Annotated in this window: 15 protein-coding genes and 1 pseudogene; 12 read left to right on the plus strand and 4 right to left on the minus strand. The window is 66.4% G+C overall.

The genetic code is table 11. The features are described from left to right. Nucleotides 1-123: 123 nt before the first annotated feature. A pseudogene (locus A5699_RS29405) lies at nt 124-213 on the plus strand (TetR family transcriptional regulator); the annotation flags it as partial. On the opposite strand, the gene A5699_RS26705 reads toward A5699_RS29405, so the two are convergent. Beyond that, complete coding sequence (locus A5699_RS26705; protein WP_067776434.1) at nt 213-3,041, minus strand: aconitate hydratase; 2,829 nt, start codon at nt 3,039-3,041, stop codon at nt 213-215. The pseudogene A5699_RS29405 and the gene A5699_RS26705 overlap by 1 nt on opposite strands. A gap of 415 nt (nt 3,042-3,456) precedes the next feature. Here A5699_RS26705 and A5699_RS26710 point away from each other — a divergent pair, with 415 nt between their 5' ends. The 9 genes from A5699_RS26710 to A5699_RS26750 all read left to right on the plus strand — a co-directional run bounded on the left by A5699_RS26710 (nt 3,457) and on the right by A5699_RS26750 (nt 12,567). Beyond that, nucleotides 3,457-4,044 (plus strand): DUF6676 family protein, encoded by a 588-nt coding sequence (locus A5699_RS26710; protein WP_067776437.1) that lies wholly within the window; start codon nt 3,457-3,459, stop codon nt 4,042-4,044. Between the two features lie 330 nt (nt 4,045-4,374). After that, nucleotides 4,375-5,736: an NlpC/P60 family peptidoglycan endopeptidase RipA gene (gene ripA, locus A5699_RS26715; protein ID WP_231965847.1), complete on the plus strand. Its 1,362-nt coding sequence runs from the start codon at nt 4,375-4,377 to the stop codon at nt 5,734-5,736. A 10-nt stretch (nt 5,737-5,746) separates the two neighbouring features. Next, nucleotides 5,747-6,436, plus strand: coding sequence for an NlpC/P60 family peptidoglycan endopeptidase RipB (ripB, locus tag A5699_RS26720; protein WP_067776440.1), 690 nt, complete (start codon nt 5,747-5,749; stop codon nt 6,434-6,436). A gap of 134 nt (nt 6,437-6,570) precedes the next feature. Further along, on the plus strand, nt 6,571-7,731 hold the full coding sequence (locus tag A5699_RS26725; RefSeq protein ID WP_067776443.1) for a MoxR family ATPase: 1,161 nt from the start codon (nt 6,571-6,573) through the stop codon (nt 7,729-7,731). Beyond that, nucleotides 7,728-8,675 carry a DUF58 domain-containing protein gene (locus A5699_RS26730; RefSeq protein WP_067776446.1) on the plus strand — a complete coding sequence of 316 codons (948 nt, stop codon included), beginning with the start codon at nt 7,728-7,730 and terminating at the stop codon, nt 8,673-8,675. Before A5699_RS26725 ends, A5699_RS26730 begins: the two co-directional genes overlap by 4 nt. 43 nt (nt 8,676-8,718) lie before the next feature. Beyond that, nucleotides 8,719-9,726: a VWA domain-containing protein gene (locus A5699_RS26735; protein ID WP_067776449.1), complete on the plus strand. Its 1,008-nt coding sequence runs from the start codon at nt 8,719-8,721 to the stop codon at nt 9,724-9,726. A gap of 84 nt (nt 9,727-9,810) precedes the next feature. After that, on the plus strand, nt 9,811-10,575 hold the full coding sequence (fabG1, locus tag A5699_RS26740) for a 3-oxoacyl-ACP reductase FabG1 (RefSeq protein ID WP_067776451.1): 765 nt from the start codon (nt 9,811-9,813) through the stop codon (nt 10,573-10,575). Nucleotides 10,576-10,635: 60 nt separating this feature from the next. Then, nucleotides 10,636-11,445, plus strand: coding sequence for an NADH-dependent enoyl-ACP reductase InhA (inhA, locus tag A5699_RS26745; protein WP_067776455.1), 810 nt, complete (start codon nt 10,636-10,638; stop codon nt 11,443-11,445). 87 nt (nt 11,446-11,532) lie between these two features. Then, complete coding sequence (locus tag A5699_RS26750; protein ID WP_067776636.1) at nt 11,533-12,567, plus strand: ferrochelatase; 1,035 nt, start codon at nt 11,533-11,535, stop codon at nt 12,565-12,567. Nucleotides 12,568-12,589: 22 nt separating this feature from the next. Here the strand turns inward: A5699_RS26750 and A5699_RS26755 are convergent, their stop codons facing one another. Further along, nucleotides 12,590-13,447 (minus strand): hypothetical protein, encoded by an 858-nt coding sequence (locus A5699_RS26755; RefSeq protein WP_067776458.1) that lies wholly within the window; start codon nt 13,445-13,447, stop codon nt 12,590-12,592. A gap of 57 nt (nt 13,448-13,504) precedes the next feature. On the opposite strand from A5699_RS26755, the gene A5699_RS26760 reads away from it, so the two are divergent. Both A5699_RS26760 and A5699_RS26765 read left to right on the plus strand, forming a co-directional pair. Then, a complete protein-coding gene (locus A5699_RS26760; protein WP_067776461.1) occupies nt 13,505-13,939 on the plus strand; it encodes an NfeD family protein in 435 nt (144 codons plus the stop codon). 20 nt (nt 13,940-13,959) lie between these two features. Next, complete coding sequence (locus A5699_RS26765; protein WP_067776463.1) at nt 13,960-15,150, plus strand: SPFH domain-containing protein; 1,191 nt, start codon at nt 13,960-13,962, stop codon at nt 15,148-15,150. A gap of 5 nt (nt 15,151-15,155) precedes the next feature. Here A5699_RS26765 and A5699_RS26770 read toward each other — a convergent pair whose 3' ends face one another. After that, complete coding sequence (locus A5699_RS26770; protein WP_369806781.1) at nt 15,156-15,641, minus strand: nitroreductase family deazaflavin-dependent oxidoreductase; 486 nt, start codon at nt 15,639-15,641, stop codon at nt 15,156-15,158. Nucleotides 15,642-15,697: 56 nt separating this feature from the next. Then, nucleotides 15,698-16,453, minus strand: a complete 756-nt coding sequence (locus A5699_RS26775) for a TVP38/TMEM64 family protein (RefSeq protein WP_067776467.1) — start codon at nt 16,451-16,453, stop codon at nt 15,698-15,700. Nucleotides 16,454-16,518 lie beyond the last annotated feature (65 nt).

Genomic DNA, 16,518 nt, shown 5'->3' on the forward strand with positions numbered 1-16,518 from the left:
GCAACGGCGGCATCCTGCAGTATGTGCTGCGCAACATGCTGAAGTCGAAGTAATCCTGACCGGACTGACCGAAGCAGGTAAGGGACAGCGCCGCGACCGGCGCTTGCGCGAGGAGTGGTCTGAATGCCCCGGGTGACGGACGACCATCTCGCGGCCCGGCGCCGTCAGATCCTCGACGGCGCCCGGCGCTGCTTCGGTCAGTCCGGTCAGGATTACTTCGACTTCAGCATGTTGCGCAGCACATACTGCAGGATGCCGCCGTTGCGGTAGTAATCGGCCTCGCCGGGGGTGTCGATGCGGACCACGGCGTCGAATTCCACCTTCTCGCCGTTCTCGCGCGTCGCGGTCACCTTCACCGTCTTCGGGGTCTTGCCGTTGTTGAGCTCCTCGATGCCGGTGATGTCGTAGGTCTCGGTGCCGTCGAGCTTGAGGCTCGCGGCCGATTCACCCGCGGGGAACTGCAACGGGATGACACCCATACCGATCAGGTTCGACCGGTGGATGCGCTCGAACGATTCGGTGATGACGGCCTTCACACCCAGCAGCACCGTGCCCTTGGCCGCCCAGTCGCGCGAGCTGCCCGAGCCGTATTCCTTGCCGCCCAGCACGACCAGCGGGATGCCGGCCTCCTTGTAGTTGACCGAGGCGTCGTAGATGAACGACTGCGGCCCACCGGGCTGGGTGAAGTCACGGGTGTAGCCGCCGGAGACGTCGTCGAGCAACTGGTTCTTGAGGCGGATGTTGGCGAAGGTGCCGCGGATCATCACCTCGTGGTTGCCGCGCCGCGACCCCAGCGAGTTGTAGTCCTTGCGCTCCACGCCGTTGGCATCGAGGTACTGCGCCGCGGGAGTGCCGGGCTTGATCGAACCGGCCGGGCTGATGTGATCGGTGGTCACCGAATCACCGAGCAGGGCAAGGACTCTGGCGCCCTTGATGTCGGAGACCGGCTCCGGCTCGGCGGGCATGCCGTCGAAATACGGGGCCTTGCGCACGTAGGTGGAGGCGTCGTCCCACTCGAAGGTGTTGCCCTCCGGGGTGGACAGCGAACGCCAGCGCTCGTCGCCCTTGAACACGTCGGCGTAGGACTCGGAGAACATCTCGCGGTTGATCGAGGAGGCGATGGTCTCCTCGATCTCGGCGGCCGACGGCCAGATGTCCTTCAAGAAGACGTCGTTGCCGTCCTGGTCCTGTCCGAGCGGGTCGGTCTCGAAATCGAAGTCCATGGTGCCGGCGATGCCGTAGGCGATGACCAACGGCGGGGACGCCAGGTAGTTCATCTTCACGTCGGGGGAGATGCGGCCTTCGAAGTTGCGGTTGCCCGAGAGCACCGCGGTGACCGACAGGTCGTTGTCGTTGATGGCCTTGGAGATCTCGTCCGGCAGCGGACCGGTGTTGCCGATGCAGGTGGTGCAGCCGTAGCCGCCCAGGTAGTAGCCCAGCTTCTCCAGGTACGGCCAGAGCCCGGCCTTGTTGTAGTAGTCGGTGACCACCTGCGAGCCCGGGGCCATGTTGGTCTTGACCCACGGCTTGGAGGTCAGGCCCTTCTCGACCGCCTTCTTCGCCAGCAGCGCGGCGCCGATCATGACCGAGGGGTTGGAGGTGTTGGTGCACGAGGTGATTCCGGCGACGACGACGGCACCGTGGTCGAGCACGAAGTCACCGCGCTCCTCGGACTTGACCGTTATCGGCTTCGACGGCCGGCCCTCGGCGCCGTTGGCCGCCGACGGACGCACATCTACCGCACCGTCGTCGGCGAAGGACAGCGACACGGGGTCGCTGGCCGGGAAGGACTCGTCGACAGCCTCGTCGAGCTTGGTCTCCGGGGCCGGCAGGTTCTCCTCGACGTAGTTGTGGATGTCCTTGCGGAAGGCGTTCTTTGCGTCGGACAACTCGATGCGGTCCTGCGGACGCTTCGGGCCCGAGATCGAGGGCACCACGGTGGACAGGTCCAGCTCCAGGTACTCGGAGAAGACCGGCTCCTTGTCCGGGTTGTGCCACATGCCCTGCGCCTTGGCGTACGCCTCGACCAGGGCCAACTGCTCCTCGGTGCGGCCGGTCAGCCGCAGGTAGTTGATGGTCTCCTCGTCGATCGGGAAAATGGCTGCGGTGGAGCCGAATTCAGGGCTCATGTTGCCCAGCGTGGCGCGGTTGGCCAAGGGCACCTCGGCCACACCCTTGCCGTAGAACTCCACGAACTTTCCGACCACGCCGTGCTTGCGCAGCATGTCGGTGACGGTGAGCACCACGTCGGTGGCGGTCACGCCCGGCTTGATCTCACCGCTCAGCTTGAAGCCGACGACGCGGGGGATCAGCATCGAGACGGGCTGGCCCAACATGGCCGCCTCGGCCTCGATACCGCCGACGCCCCAGCCGAGTACGCCGAGGCCGTTCTCCATGGTGGTGTGGCTGTCGGTGCCCACACAGGTGTCCGGGTAGGCCTTCCCATCGCGGACCATGACGACGCGTGCCAGGTACTCGATGTTGACCTGGTGCACGATGCCGGTGCCCGGGGGGACGACCTTGAAGTCGTCGAAGGCGCCCTGGCCCCAGCGCAGGAACTGGTAGCGCTCCGAGTTGCGCTCGTATTCGAGTTCGACGTTGCGCTCGAAGGCGCCGGCGTTGCCGAAGACGTCGAGGATGACGGAGTGGTCGATGACCATCTCGGCGGGAGAGAGTGGGTTGACCTTGTTCGGGTCGCCGCCGAGGGCGGCCACGGCCTCGCGCATGGTGGCCAGATCGACGATGCACGGCACACCGGTGAAGTCCTGCATCAGGACGCGGGCCGGGGTGAACTGGATCTCGATGCTCGGCTCGGCCGAGGGATCCCAGTTCGCGATGGCCTCGATGTGCTCTTTGGTGATGTTGGCACCGTCCTCGGTGCGCAACAGGTTCTCGGCCAGCACCTTGAGGCTGTAAGGAAGTTTCTCGGTGCCGGGTACCGCGTCGAGGCGGTAGATCTCATAGCTCTGATCCCCGACGGTCAGTGTGTCGCGGGCACCAAATGAGTTAAGGGACGAATTTTCCGTATTCTCGCTGCTCACATCAACTCCCGGCTAGATCTCACCGCGACGGGCTGTGTCGGCGGCGTTATGACCTTAACAGTACGCTTGTCCTGCAATGCCCAGCGGGCCGGGGTCCAGTCTTCTCCAGTCGTGTGCGCGGTGCTACCCCCCGGCCCGAACCCTGGCCCACGCCGATTTCTACGTCAGGGTCGCCACCCCGGCCGATGAACGACCTTGGCGTAGAAAACCGGGGGGCAGTCGAGGAGCCCCGGCCCGACCCCTGGCCCACGCCGATTTCTACGTCAGGGTCGCCAACCCGGCCGACGAACGACCTTGGCGTAGAAAACCGGGGGGCCTGACCGAGCGTCACGCCGGCGTGACGATCGGCGGTCGAAGCGGTGACAATTGCCGTGCCGCTTTCTCCTGCAGGGCGGTTGCGGCGTACCGTGCCCCTGTGACCGGACCCCATGTCATCCCGTTCCTGCCAGCCTACATCCCGGTCGAGGTGTGCGAGACGGTTGGGATGGACCCGGCTCAACCGGACGGCGTGGCCAAGTGCATGGATGCTGTGCAGGCCGACGTCCGTGATGACGGTGTCAGTGCGCCCGACGCCGACGTCGCGGGTCTGCGTCAGGTCGTCAGTGATGCCCGCCAGAACGGCGTCGACCTCAAGATCGTCGTGTTGCCGAACAACCCCGGCATCGATACCCCGCTGCGTGACATCGCCAGCGAGGTCGGGCACGCGAACCCGGGTGCCACCGTCCTGGTGTTGAGCCCGTCTTTTGCCGGTACCTACAGTCCGACAATCGATCGGGTGACTTTGGAAGCCGGTCAGGATGTGGCGAAAACCGGTAATGCCGTGTTGTCGGCGAAGAATTTCGTGGGGGAGATCTCGACTCCCGATTTTCCCTGGACAGCGCTCGCGATCACGCTCGTCTTGGGTGTTGCCGCAGCGGCTGCTCTCACCCGGGTTTTGCAGGTGCGTAGCAAACGATTCGCCCGGTCAGAGGCGTCGGGCGCACCGTCCGCTGAATCTTCGTAGTCGCTCGAACATTCGTTCGAAATAACGCTCAATATCACTAATTGGTCACACTCTGCGCAATTACATAAATGTAGTTTGTGACTAAAGTTTCTTTGGCGTCAGATGTGACGTACGGTGCAAACGGTACCCATTGTTGTAGTTGTGCTTCATGTGACTTCTGCGCAAAGGCTCCGAGCAATCAGCCGGTACGCCGCCCGTTGAGCCATAGGAGACTTGAGTCGAATGAGACGCACCGTTGGCGTCCCGCGCACGCGAGGAGCAAAACAGTCTCTGCGCACGCGAGGAGCGGATGGCTCTGTTGTCGCGAAAGTATTCGGTCGGATCTGGGCTGTGCCGCTGACCGCTGCGTTGCTGGTGGCGACGGCGGTGTCGGGCGGTGCCCCGGCGTCCGCTGAACCGGGCGGGTCCGATCAGCTGGCAACGCTCGTGGCGGCGGTGGCCAACGCAGACCAGAAGCTGCAGGAGTTGGGTGCCGCCATTCAGACCCAGCAGGAAGCCGTCAACAAGGCGATCGTCGAAGTCCAGGACGCCCGCGACGCCGCCGCGACCGCGCAACAGGAGGTCGAGGCCAGCCAACAGGCGATCACCGACGCCAACGTGGCCATCGACCAGGCGCAGAAACGATTCGACACCTTCGCCGCCGCGACGTACGTCAACGGACCGTCGAGTTCGTATCTGACCGCCTCGGATCCCTCCGACATCGTCAACACGGCCGCCACCGGCCAGACCCTGATTGCCAGCGCCGACAAGGTGATCGCCGATCTGCAACGGGCCCGCATCGAACAGGTGAACCGGGAGTCGGCGGCACGGTTGGCCAAGCAGAACGCCGATCAGGCCACGCTCAACGCGCAGACCAGCCAGGACAACGCCGTCGACGCGCTACGCCAGGCTCAGGAGACGTTCAACTCTCAGCAGGGTGAGCTGAACCGGTTGACCGCCGAGCGTGCCTCCGCGCAAGCGCAACTCGCCCAGGTGCAGAAGGCCTCGGCCTCGACCGGGCCGGCCACGTCGGCGCCACCGCCGCAGGCGGCAGCGGGCAATTGGGATCGTCAACCTGGCGCGCCCGTCCAATCGGGTCAAAACTGGGACACCGCATGGGATCCCACGCTGCCGGCGATTCCCAGTGCCTTCGTCAGCGGCGACCCGATCGCGATCATCAACACCGTTCTCGGGATTTCGGCGACCTCGGCCCAGGTGACCCAGAACATGGGTCGCCAGTTCCTGCAGAAGCTGGGGATTCTGCCGACGCCGACCGGCTACACCAACGGGGCGATCCCGCGGGTGTACGGCCGACAGGCCGCCGAGTACGTCATCCAGCGGGCCGGCTCCCAGATGGGTGTGCCGTATTCCTGGGGCGGCGGCAACGCGGCGGGCCCGAGCCGCGGTATCGACTCGGGCGCCAACACCGTCGGCTTCGACTGCTCGGGTCTGATCCTTTACGCGTTCGCCGGTGTCGGTATCAAACTGCCGCATTATTCGGGCTCGCAGTACAACGCCGGCCGCAAGATTCCGTCCTCGCAGATGCGCCGCGGCGACGTGATCTTCTATGGCCCCGGCGGCAGCCAGCACGTGACGCTCTACCTGGGCAACGGCCAAATGCTCGAGGCGCCCTATACGGGTTCGCACGTCAAGATCTCGCCGGTCCGGACCAGCGGGATGACGCCGTACGTCGTCCGCTACATCGAATACTGATGGGAATACCTTGCGCTTCTTCGCCTTACGTTGCCTGACCCTGATCGCCGCAATCGCATTTGCGGCGATCGGTCTCGTGGCGCCGGCCAATGCCGCACCAGATGACGGATGGGATCCGACGCTGCCGAAGCTGATCAGCGCGGGCGCACCGGGGGATCCGCTGGCCATCGCGAACGCGTCGCTGGCCGCGACAGCGCAGGCCACCCAGGTGACCATGGGTTTGGGGCACAAGTTCCTGGCCAGCCTCGGGCTGGTCAAGGATGAACCGGCCAGCGTGGCGGTCGGCAGTGTCCGGGGCCCGCAGGCCATCGAGTACGCGATCCGTCGGGGCGGATCGCAGATGGGAGTGCCGTACTCCTGGGGCGGCGGTAAGCCCAGCGGACCGACCAAGGGTATCGAGTCCGGTGCCAACACTGTCGGCTTCGACTGTTCGGGGCTGACTCAGTTCGCGTACGCCGGGGTGGGGGTGCTGATCCCCAAGTACTCCGGCGACCAGTACAACACCGGCCGCAAGGTGCCGGTGGCCCAGGCCAAACGTGGTGACCTGTTGTTCTGGGGTCCCGGCGGCAGCCAACATGTGGCGATGTACCTCGGTGGCGGGAAGATGCTCGAGGCGTCGGGCAGCGCGGGCAAGGTGACCGTAAGCCCCGTACGCACCGCGGGCATTCAGCCCTATGCCGCACGCATCGTCGAATCCTGAGCGGAAGCTGAACTCTTCCGGGCAGCGTCGACGGATCTCGAAGTGCCTGGAATAGTTGACGGCGGGCACCCGTGTGCCTACAGAGCAACGAGCATGACCAGCGTTATGTAGTCGAACACCGTGGGAGGAAGTTGATGACGTCACCGAGTGGACCGCCGCAGGGCGCCGGAGGCTATCCCGGTTCGAGCCCGGCGCCGGGCTTCCCGCCCGGGTCAACGGGCTCCCACGCTGCGCCGGCCGCGCCGCAGGGCGCGACCAACGGAAGTCTGCAGGCCGAGGTGCACACCTTGGAACGCGCCATCTTCGAGGTGAAGCGGATCATCGTCGGCCAGGACCAGCTCGTCGAGCGCATGCTCGTCGGTCTGCTCGCCAAAGGTCACGTCCTGCTTGAGGGTGTCCCCGGCGTGGCCAAGACGCTGGCCGTCGAGACGTTCGCCAAGGTGGTCGGCGGCACGTTCGCCCGCATCCAGTTCACGCCCGACCTGGTGCCTACCGACATCATCGGTACCCGCATCTACCGCCAGGGCAAGGAAGATTTCGACATCGAGCTGGGCCCGGTCGTGGTCAACTTCCTGCTCGCCGACGAGATCAACCGCGCGCCCGCCAAGGTGCAGTCGGCGCTGCTGGAGGTGATGGCCGAGCGAAAGATCTCGATCGGCGGCAAGACCTTCCCGCTGCCCAGCCCGTTCTTGGTGATGGCGACGCAGAACCCGATCGAGCAGGAGGGCGTCTACGCGCTGCCGGAAGCCCAGCGCGACCGCTTCCTGTTCAAACTCAACGTCGACTACCCGTCGCCGGAAGAAGAGCGCGAGATCATCTACCGGATGGGCGTCAAGCCGCCGGAGCCCAAGCAGATCCTGGACACCGGCGATCTGTTGCGGCTCCAGGAGCTCGCCGCCAACACCTTTGTGCACCACGCGCTGGTCGACTACGTGGTGCGGATCGTCACCGCGACCCGTGAGCCGGAGAAGTTCGGCATGCCCGACGCCAAGGCCTGGATCGCCTACGGCGCCTCGCCGCGTGCCTCGCTGGGCATCATCTCGGCAGCGCGGGCGCTGGCCCTGGTGCGTGGGCGGGACTACGTCATCCCGCAGGACGTCGTCGAGGTCATCCCCGACGTTCTGCGGCACCGTCTGGTGCTCACCTACGACGCACTGGCCGACGAAGTCTCGGCCGAGACCGTGGTCAACCGGATCCTGCAGACGGTTGCCCTTCCGCAGGTGAATGCCCTTCCGCAGCAAGGACATTCGGTTCCGCCCGCCGTTCCCGCCGCGGCCGGCGCGGGTGGTCGGTGACCACTTCGCGGCGCACCGTGGACCTGCCGTCGTTGCAGCGCGGTGAGATCCGTGACCCCGCGCTGAGCGCTGCGCTGCGCAAACTTGAGCTGACCGTGCGGCGCAAGCTCGACGGTGTGCTGCACGGCGACCACCTCGGTCTGATTCCGGGCCCCGGCTCGGAGCCCGGGGACTCACGGATCTACCAGCCCGGCGACGACGTCCGGCGCATGGACTGGTCGGTGACGGCGCGGACGATGACGCCGCACGTGCGGCAGATGATCGCCGACCGTGAGCTGGAGACCTGGCTGGTGGTCGACATGTCGGCGAGCCTGGATTTCGGCACCACCGGCTGTGAGAAGCGCGACCTGGCCGTGGCCGCCGCGGCCGCCATCGCCTTCCTCAACAGCGGCGGCGGCAACCGGCTGGGCGCGGTGATCTCCAACGGTGAGACCACGCGCCGCGTACCGGCGCTGAGTGGCCGAGTGCACGAGCAGGAACTGTTGCGGGCGATTGCGACCACCCCACGGGCGCCGGTCGGCGTCCGCGGTGACCTGGCCGCCGCGATCGACGCCCTGCGGCGGCCGGAGCGGCGCCGCGGCATGGCGGTGATCATCAGCGACTTCCTCGGGCCGATCAACTGGATGCGGCCGTTGCGGGCGATCTCCGGTCGGCATGAGGTGCTCGGCATCGAGGTCCTGGATCCGCGCGACGTGGAACTGCCCGCCGTCGGCGATGTGGTGCTGCAGGACACCGAGACCGGGGCCACCCGTGAGTTCACCATCGACGAACAGTTGCGCAGCGATTTCGAGCGGGCCGCTGCGGCGCACCGCGCCGAGGTTGCCCGCACGTTGCGGCGATGCGACGCACCGTTGTTGAGCCTACGCACCGACCGTGACTGGATCGCCGACGTGGTGCGGTTTGTGGCGAATCGGCGGCGGGGTGCCCTGGCCGGCCAGCGGTAGACGAATGCCTGATCAGCAACCAAACCGAAATGACTTCTAGCACATGACTTTACCGATACTCGGTCCGATGAGCCTGTCGGGCTTCGCGCACGCGTGGTGGTTCCTGTTCCTGTTCGTGGTGGCAGGCCTGATCGCTTACTACGTCGTGGTGCAGCGCGCGCGTAAGCAGCGGATCCTGCGGTTCGCCAACATGGAGTTGCTGGAGAGCGTCGCACCCAAACAGCCCACGCGTTGGCGACATCTTCCGGCAATCCTGCTGGCGATCTCGCTCGTCTTCCTGACGGTGGCGATGGCCGGTCCCACGCATGACGTGCGGATCCCACGCAATCGGGCAGTCGTGATGCTGGTGATCGACGTATCGCAGTCGATGCGGGCCACTGACGTGTCGCCGAGCCGGCTGGTGGCCGCGCAGGAGGCGGCCAAGCAGTTCGCCGATCAGCTCACACCGGGTATCAACCTCGGTCTGATCGCCTATGCGGGGACGGCGACGGTGCTGGTGCAGCCGACCACCAACCGCGAGGCGACCAAGAACGGCCTGGACAAACTGCAGTTGGCCGATCGCACCGCCACCGGTGAGGGCATCTTCACCGCGTTGCAGGCGATCGCCACGGTGGGCGCGGTGATCGGCGGCGGTGACGAGAAGCCTCCCGCGCGCATCGTGCTGATGTCCGACGGCAAGGAGACCGTGCCGTCCAACCCGGACAACCCCAAGGGCGCCTACACCGCGGCGCGCACGGCCAAGGACCAGGGTGTCCCGATCTCCACGGTGTCCTTCGGAACCCCGTACGGCTACGTCGAGATCAACGATCAGCGGCAGCCGGTTCCGGTCGACGACGAGATGCTCGACAAGATCGCCAAACTGTCCGGTGGTGACGCCTTCACTGCGTCCAGCTTGGAGCAGCTCAAGCAGGTGTTCACCTCGCTGCAGCAGCAGATCGGCTACGAGACCATCAAGGGCGACGCCAGCCTCGGCTGGCTGCGGCTGGGCGCGTTGGTGCTGGCGGTCGCGGGGGTGGCGGCCCTGGTGATCAACCGCAGACTGCCTGGTTAGCCGTCGATCCCGGGCCGGCGGACCGCGGTCACCACGAGCGATGCGATTTTCAGACCCTGCCGGTGAGGAGATAAGTTGACGGGCATGAGTGACACTGTCGCCACTGAAAGTGCCCCCGCAGAAGCCGGCGGTCGACCGGCGTTCGTCTCCCGTTCCGTACTGGTCACCGGTGGTAACCGGGGTATCGGTCTGGCGATCGCGCAGCGGTTGGCCGCCGACGGTCACAAGGTGGCCGTCACCCACCGTGGCTCCGGCGCCCCCGACGGACTGTTCGGCGTGGTGTGCGACGTCACCGACAACGAGGCCGTCGACCGCGCGTTCAAAGAGGTCGAGGAGCACCAGGGGCCGGTGGAGGTGCTGGTGTCCAACGCCGGTATCTCCCAGGACGCGTTTTTGATGCGGATGACCGAGGAGCGCTTCGAGAACGTCATCAACGCCAATCTGACCGGGGCCTTCCGAGTGGCGCAGCGGGCCTCGCGCAGCATGCAGCGCAAGCGTTTCGGCAGGATCATCTTCATCGGATCGGTCTCGGGCATGTGGGGCATCGGCAACCAGGCCAACTACGCCGCCGCCAAGGCCGGCCTGATCGGCATGGCCCGCTCGATCTCCCGGGAACTGTCCAAGGCCGGGGTCACCGCGAACGTCGTCGCGCCCGGTTATATCGACACCGAGATGACCCGTGCCCTCGATGAGCGGATCCAGGCCGGCGCTCTGGATTTCATCCCGGCCAAGCGCGTCGGCACCGCCGAGGAGGTGGCCGGGGCGGTGAGCTTCCTGGCCTCTGAGGACGCCGGCTATATCGCCGGCGCCGTGATCCCGGTCGACGGCGGCATGGGCATGGGTCACTGATCCAGAAGCCTTGGTGTACCGAACCTTTCCCCAAATTTCTGTGAAGAAGGAGTCCCACTGATGGCAGGTTTGCTCGAAGGCAAGCGCATTCTCGTAACCGGGATCATCACCGATTCGTCGATCGCATTCCACATCGCCAAGGTGGCCCAGGAGGCCGGTGCCGAACTGGTGCTCACCGGGTTCGACCGGATGAAGCTGATCCAGCGCATCGCCGACCGGTTGCCGAACAAGGCGCCGCTGCTGGAGCTGGACGTGCAAGACGAGAAGCACCTGGCCACGCTCGCCGACCGGGTGACCGAGGTGATCGGCGAGGGCAACAAACTCGACGGTGTGGTGCACTCCATCGGGTTCATGCCGCAGAGCGGCATGGGCGTCAACCCGTTCTTCGACGCTCCGTATGAGGATGTCGCCAAGGGCATCCACATCTCGGCCTACTCCTACGCCTCACTGGCCAAGGCGCTGCTGCCGATCATGAACGAAGGCGGCGGCATCGTCGGCATGGACTTCGACCCCACGCGGGCGATGCCGGCCTACAACTGGATGACGGTGGCCAAGAGCGCACTCGAGTCGGTCAACCGCTTCGTGGCCCGCGAGGCCGGAAAGTTCGGTGTGCGCTCCAATCTCGTTGCCGCCGGGCCGATCCGGACCCTGGCGATGAGCGCGATCGTCGGCGGTGCGCTGGGTGACGAGGCCGGCCAGCAGATGCAGCTGCTGGAGGAAGGCTGGGATCAGCGTGCGCCGATCGGCTGGAACATGAAGGATCCGACGCCGGTCGCCAAGACCGTGTGTGCGTTGCTGTCCGATTGGCTGCCTGCCACCACCGGCACCATCGTCTACGCCGACGGTGGCGCCAGCACGCAGTTGCTGTGATTTCTTCGTCGAAACCGCATTCCGGCCGGTGTGCACCTGCACAAGTACTGCTGGAATGCGGTTTCGAGGTATGAGGGAGGCGAGATGATGGCCGGCGATGAAACAGGCTTCGATGCCGTCCTGCTCCTGTCCTTCGGGGGCCCGGAGGCGCCGGAGCAGGTGATGCCGTTCCTGGAGAACGTGACCAGGGGGCGCGGCATCCCGGCCGAGCGGTTGGCCGATGTGGCGGAGCATTACCTGCATTTCGGTGGGGTATCGCCGATCAATGGCATCAACCGGGCACTGATCGAGCAGTTGCGGGGTGAATTGCCCGACCTCCCCGTCTATTTCGGTAACCGCAACTGGGAACCCTACGTCGAAGACACTGTTGCGGCGATGCGCGACAACGGTATTCGGCGCGCAGCTGTGTTCACCACATCGGCCTGGGGTGGCTATTCCAGCTGCACACAATATGTCGAGGACATCGCTCGGGCACGGGCCGCGGTGGGCGCTGACGCCCCGGAACTGGTCAAGCTACGACAGTATTTCGACCATCCGTTGTTCGTGGAAATGTTCGCCGACGCCATCGGCGCCGCGGCCGCCTCGTTGCCCGAGGAGCTACGCAACGAGGCCCGGCTGGTATTCACCGCGCACTCGGTGCCGATCGCCGCCGACGAGCGGCACGGCCCACGGCTCTACAGCCGGCAGGTCGGTTACGCGACCCGACTGGTGGCCGCGGCAGCAGGCTACGCGGACTACGACCAGGTGTGGCAGTCGCGGTCGGGTCCGCCCCGGATCCCGTGGCTGGAGCCCGATGTCGCCGATCACCTCACCACGCTGGGACAAAAGGGAACCCGGGCGGTGATCGTTTGTCCGATCGGTTTTGTGGCCGACCACATTGAGGTCGTCTGGGACCTCGACTACGAGCTGCGGCTGCAGGCGGAGCAGGCCGGCATCGCTTTCGCTCGGGCCGGCACTCCCAACGCCGACGTGCGTTTCGCCCGGCTGGCCGCCGGGTTGATCGATGAACTGCGCAGCGGCGCAACGCCGCTGCGTGTCGCAGGCCCCGATCCGGTGGCCGGTTACGGATTCAGCGTCAACGGCGCTCCGTGCGCACCGGAGTGCTGCGGCACCGTGTCCTGACTCGACTGCTCGGGCCCAGAACTCAGTCACGCCAAGCGGATTGCAGGATCGCCTCAAGTGCGGCCAACCGTGCCGAGCGGACCACCAGCGCCAGTGGTCGCATGGCGTCGCCGGCAATCTGGAGCTCGGAGGAGCTTTGCAGGCCGATCGGCATCAGCCCGGTGCTCACGGTGATGATCGCGTCCACGTGGGCAGCAGTCTCCAGCACCCGCACCGCGCGGGTGGGAGCGTGGTCGGGGATCCGGTGCATCTGGGTGGCTTCCATGATGTCGCGCACCAGGCCGCGCGGATCGTCGACATCGGCCGCGGCGCCGGCTTGCAACGCGCCCAGGGTGTCGGCAGCCGAGCGTACTGCCGAGCGCAATTCGTACTCGGCCTCGCCCAAATCGTAGTGCTGTGCCGGCGGGAGTACTGGAAGGGAGTACACCGTCCACGACAGTGCCCGCGGCTCGGGCTCGAAGGTGGATTCGGTTTCCGGGTCATCGAATTCGAAGTACTCGAACTCCGGCACCAGGCCGACGCCGTCCAATTCGTCGTGGGTGACCAGTACTGCTTCGCCGACGGTGAGGGCGTCCCGCTGGAATTGGGTGCCTGCGGGCAGTCCGCGTACGTCACCGGGGACGGGCAAGGCCACCCTGATGGAGGGTCTGGTACCGGATCGGCCGACCGCGGTGCGCAGGGTCTGCAGCAACGACACCGAACCCGAGTCCTCCAATTCGGGCCAGGGCAGGCCGGTGCGGACCGCCGCCTGCGAGTCGTAGGCGGTCACAGAATGTATTGGTGCCCATTGGGATAACGCGTCGAGCACGTCGTCGGGCGCGGCCGCGCCGGCGAGCCAGGCGTTGACCCACATCGAGAGCGTTGCACTTGGACACCACATGATGTTGGCAGTGTAATTGCCGGTCGCCGGTGAGGCGGTATTCGCTAGGGTGGGTCCATGGCGGCACCGCTGATCTGGCTCATCGTGGCGCTGGGACTTGCCGGAGCCGAGGCGCTGACCGGCGACATGTTCCTGCTCATGCTGGCCGGTGGTGCGCTGGCGGCAACCGGTTCGAGTTGGCTGTTCGACCTGCCGATCTGGGCCGACGGCGTGGTGTTCCTCGTGGTGTCGGTGCTGTTGCTGGTGCTGGTCCGGCCCGCGCTGCGACGGCGTTTCGAAGCGGGCCAGGGGCTTCCCGACCCGGTCAAGGCGCTGGAGGGCAAGTCCGCTCTGGTGCTGGACCGGGTGGCCGAGCACGGCGGCCAGGTCAAGCTCGACGGCGAGGTCTGGACGGCGCGACCGCTCAATGACGATGATGTGTACGAACCGGGTGACCATGTGACCGTCGTGCGAATCGACGGCGCCACCGCGGTGGTCTTCAAAACGACGTAGGACCCAGGGAGGGAATCGCCATGGAAGGTGCCGTAGCCGGGCTCATCGTGCTGCTCGTGCTGGTGGTCTTCGCGATCATCATCGTGGCCAAATCGGTTGCGCTCATTCCTCAGGCCGAGGCCGCGGTGATCGAACGGCTGGGCCGGTACAGCCGGACCGTCAGCGGTCAGCTGACCCTCCTCGTGCCGTTCATCGACCGCATCCGGGCGCGGGTGGATCTGCGCGAGCGGGTGGTGTCGTTCCCGCCGCAGGGAGTGATCACCGAGGACAACCTGACCCTGGCCATCGACACCGTCGTCTATTTCCGGGTCACCAACCCGCAGGCGGCGGTGTATGAGATCAGCAACTACATCGTCGGCGTGGAGCAGCTGACCACCACCACGCTGCGCAACGTGGTCGGCGGCATGACCCTCGAACAGACGTTGACTTCCCGCGATTCGATCAACCAGCAGCTGCGGGGTGTGCTCGACGAGGCGACCGGGCGGTGGGGCCTGCGGGTGGCCCGGGTGGAGTTGCGCAGCATCGACCCGCCCCCGTCGATCCAGGAGTCGATGGAAAAGCAGATGAAGGCCGACCGCGAGAAGCGGGCCATGATCCTGACCGCCGAAGGTGTGCGAGAGTCGTCGATCAAGCAGGCCGAGGGACAGAAGCAGTCGCAGATCCTGGCGGCCGAGGGTGCCAAGCAGGCAGCGATCCTGGCCGCCGAGGCCGACCGGCAGTCGCGGATGCTGCGGGCCCAGGGCGAGCGGGCCGCACAGTACCTACAGGCTCAGGGCCAGGCCAAGGCCATCGAGAAGACGTTCGCGGCGATCAAGGCGGGCCGGCCGACCCCGGAGATGCTGGCGTATCAGTACCTGCAGACGCTGCCGCAGATGGCCAAGGGCGAGGCGAACAAGGTCTGGCTGGTTCCCAGCGACTTCGGTGCGGCGTTGCAGGGCTTCACCAAGTTGCTCGGGGCTCCCGGCGAGGACGGGGTGTTCCGGTACACGCCCTCGCCGGTCGAGGAGAATCTGCCCAAGCCCGAGGACGACACCGACGAGGTCGCCGAGTGGTTCTCCACGGACACCGATCCGGCGATCGCCGAAGCCGTGGCCAAGGCCGAGGCCGAGGCGCGGGCGAGCACACCGCCGCTGGGCGCCCCCTCATCACAGGCGTCGTTGGAGAACCCGCCGTCCCACGAGCTTCCCGGCGGTGCGCACCGCGCACAGTGAGGCCGTCAACGACGGCGCTGTAGCGCGATCTCCACCATCGGCAGCGGGGAATCGGTGTCGGTGATCGGTTGGCCGAGCGTCTGCTCGAGCACAAGCTTGAACTGATCCCAGGTCTTGGCATGGCGTCTGCGGTAATCGGCCAGGACGCGGTCGACGCCGTGTTGGTCGAGTGGATGGGCGATGGCCGCGACCGGTGGATGGCTGCCGAGCCACACCCGGACGTGGGGATCAGCGGCAATGTTGCGGTACCACTGGGCTTTTGTGCCGAAACCGGACGCCACGATGATGGTGTCGGGATTCGGCCGGTCCACGACTTCGAGCACCACATAGCGCCGTTGCCCGGAGGTGCGGCCGATGTGTTCGAGCATCATCACCCGCGATCCGAGCAGCGCCCCGGCGCGGATCCGGTAGAGCCAGATCGGGGCACGCACGAGGCGGCGGTTGCGGAGCAGTCGAGCACCGATGTCGGCCAGTGCGCTCATACCGCTCATTCGTTGGCTCCTCTCGTCACGGGCCGCGAAGGTCACGCCGACGCGGCAGCGGGCGCTCACGGTTCGCTGAGCGTGCCCGTAATGCCTACCGATTTCGGTGTGTCGGCCTGCAGACGCGCACGTTCGCGGCGGTGCAGGCGCATCTCGTAGACCAGGCCGGCCACCCCGAGCGCCGCGGTGCTCAGCGACACCAGGAACAGCGCCGGGCTGATGTTGCCGGTCAGGGCGTCGCCGAGGATGACGACGGCCGCCGTACCGGGAAACAGTCCGACGACGGTTGCCAGCGTGTAGGGCAGGACCCGCACGGCCGACGCGCCCGCCGCATAGTTGAGCACCGAGAACGGCACGGCCGGTATCAACCGCATCGACAGCACCACCGGCCAGCCACGTCGGCGCAGCCGGGTATCGAGTGAGTCGATCCGCGGATGCGACACCAGGCGATTGAGCTGCCAGCCGGCTGCGCGGATGAGGAACAATGCCAGCACCGCGCTGACCGAACTCGCCACCACCGCGATCGCCACGCCCAGGACCGGCCCGAACAGCAGGCCGGCGGCCAAGGTGAACGCGGTACGGGGGAACGGAAAGACCGTCACCACGATGTGCGCGCCGAGGAATGCCAGCGGGAACCACGGTCCGACCGAGGTGGCCCAATCCCGCATCTGCATGGCGGTGGGCAGCGGGACGAGCACGGCGACTGCGACGAGAATCACAATGCCGGCCAACAGGCCGACGATGCGCCGTGGTGGCAACTGGGAAGCCGTCGCGATCACCGCGGCGCGCACTACGCGCAGGGTTCTGACGACGGGTTTCACGTCTTACCAGAGTACGGGCCGCGGCCACCGAACACCGTCCGGCAGCGCCGTGAGTCTGCTGCCCG

The organism is Mycobacterium sp. E802, from assembly GCF_001666875.1.
Lineage (GTDB): Bacteria > Actinomycetota > Actinomycetes > Mycobacteriales > Mycobacteriaceae > Mycobacterium.

What these genes read in the sequence shown, in the direction of transcription:
- A5699_RS26725 (WP_067776443.1), top strand. Translation starts at nt 6,571, where the DNA reads ATGACGTCACCGAGTGGACCGCCGCAGGGCGCCGGAGGCTATCCCGGT.
- A5699_RS26735 (WP_067776449.1), top strand. Translation starts at nt 8,719, where the DNA reads ATGACTTTACCGATACTCGGTCCGATGAGCCTGTCGGGCTTCGCGCAC.
- fabG1 (WP_067776451.1), top strand. Translation starts at nt 9,811, where the DNA reads ATGAGTGACACTGTCGCCACTGAAAGTGCCCCCGCAGAAGCCGGCGGT.
- inhA (WP_067776455.1), top strand. Translation starts at nt 10,636, where the DNA reads ATGGCAGGTTTGCTCGAAGGCAAGCGCATTCTCGTAACCGGGATCATC.
- A5699_RS26750 (WP_067776636.1), top strand. Translation starts at nt 11,533, where the DNA reads ATGGCCGGCGATGAAACAGGCTTCGATGCCGTCCTGCTCCTGTCCTTC.
- A5699_RS26755 (WP_067776458.1), bottom strand. Translation starts at nt 13,447, where the DNA reads ATGTGGTGTCCAAGTGCAACGCTCTCGATGTGGGTCAACGCCTGGCTC.
- A5699_RS26760 (WP_067776461.1), top strand. Translation starts at nt 13,505, where the DNA reads ATGGCGGCACCGCTGATCTGGCTCATCGTGGCGCTGGGACTTGCCGGA.
- A5699_RS26765 (WP_067776463.1), top strand. Translation starts at nt 13,960, where the DNA reads ATGGAAGGTGCCGTAGCCGGGCTCATCGTGCTGCTCGTGCTGGTGGTC.
- A5699_RS26770 (WP_369806781.1), bottom strand. Translation starts at nt 15,641, where the DNA reads ATGAGCGGTATGAGCGCACTGGCCGACATCGGTGCTCGACTGCTCCGC.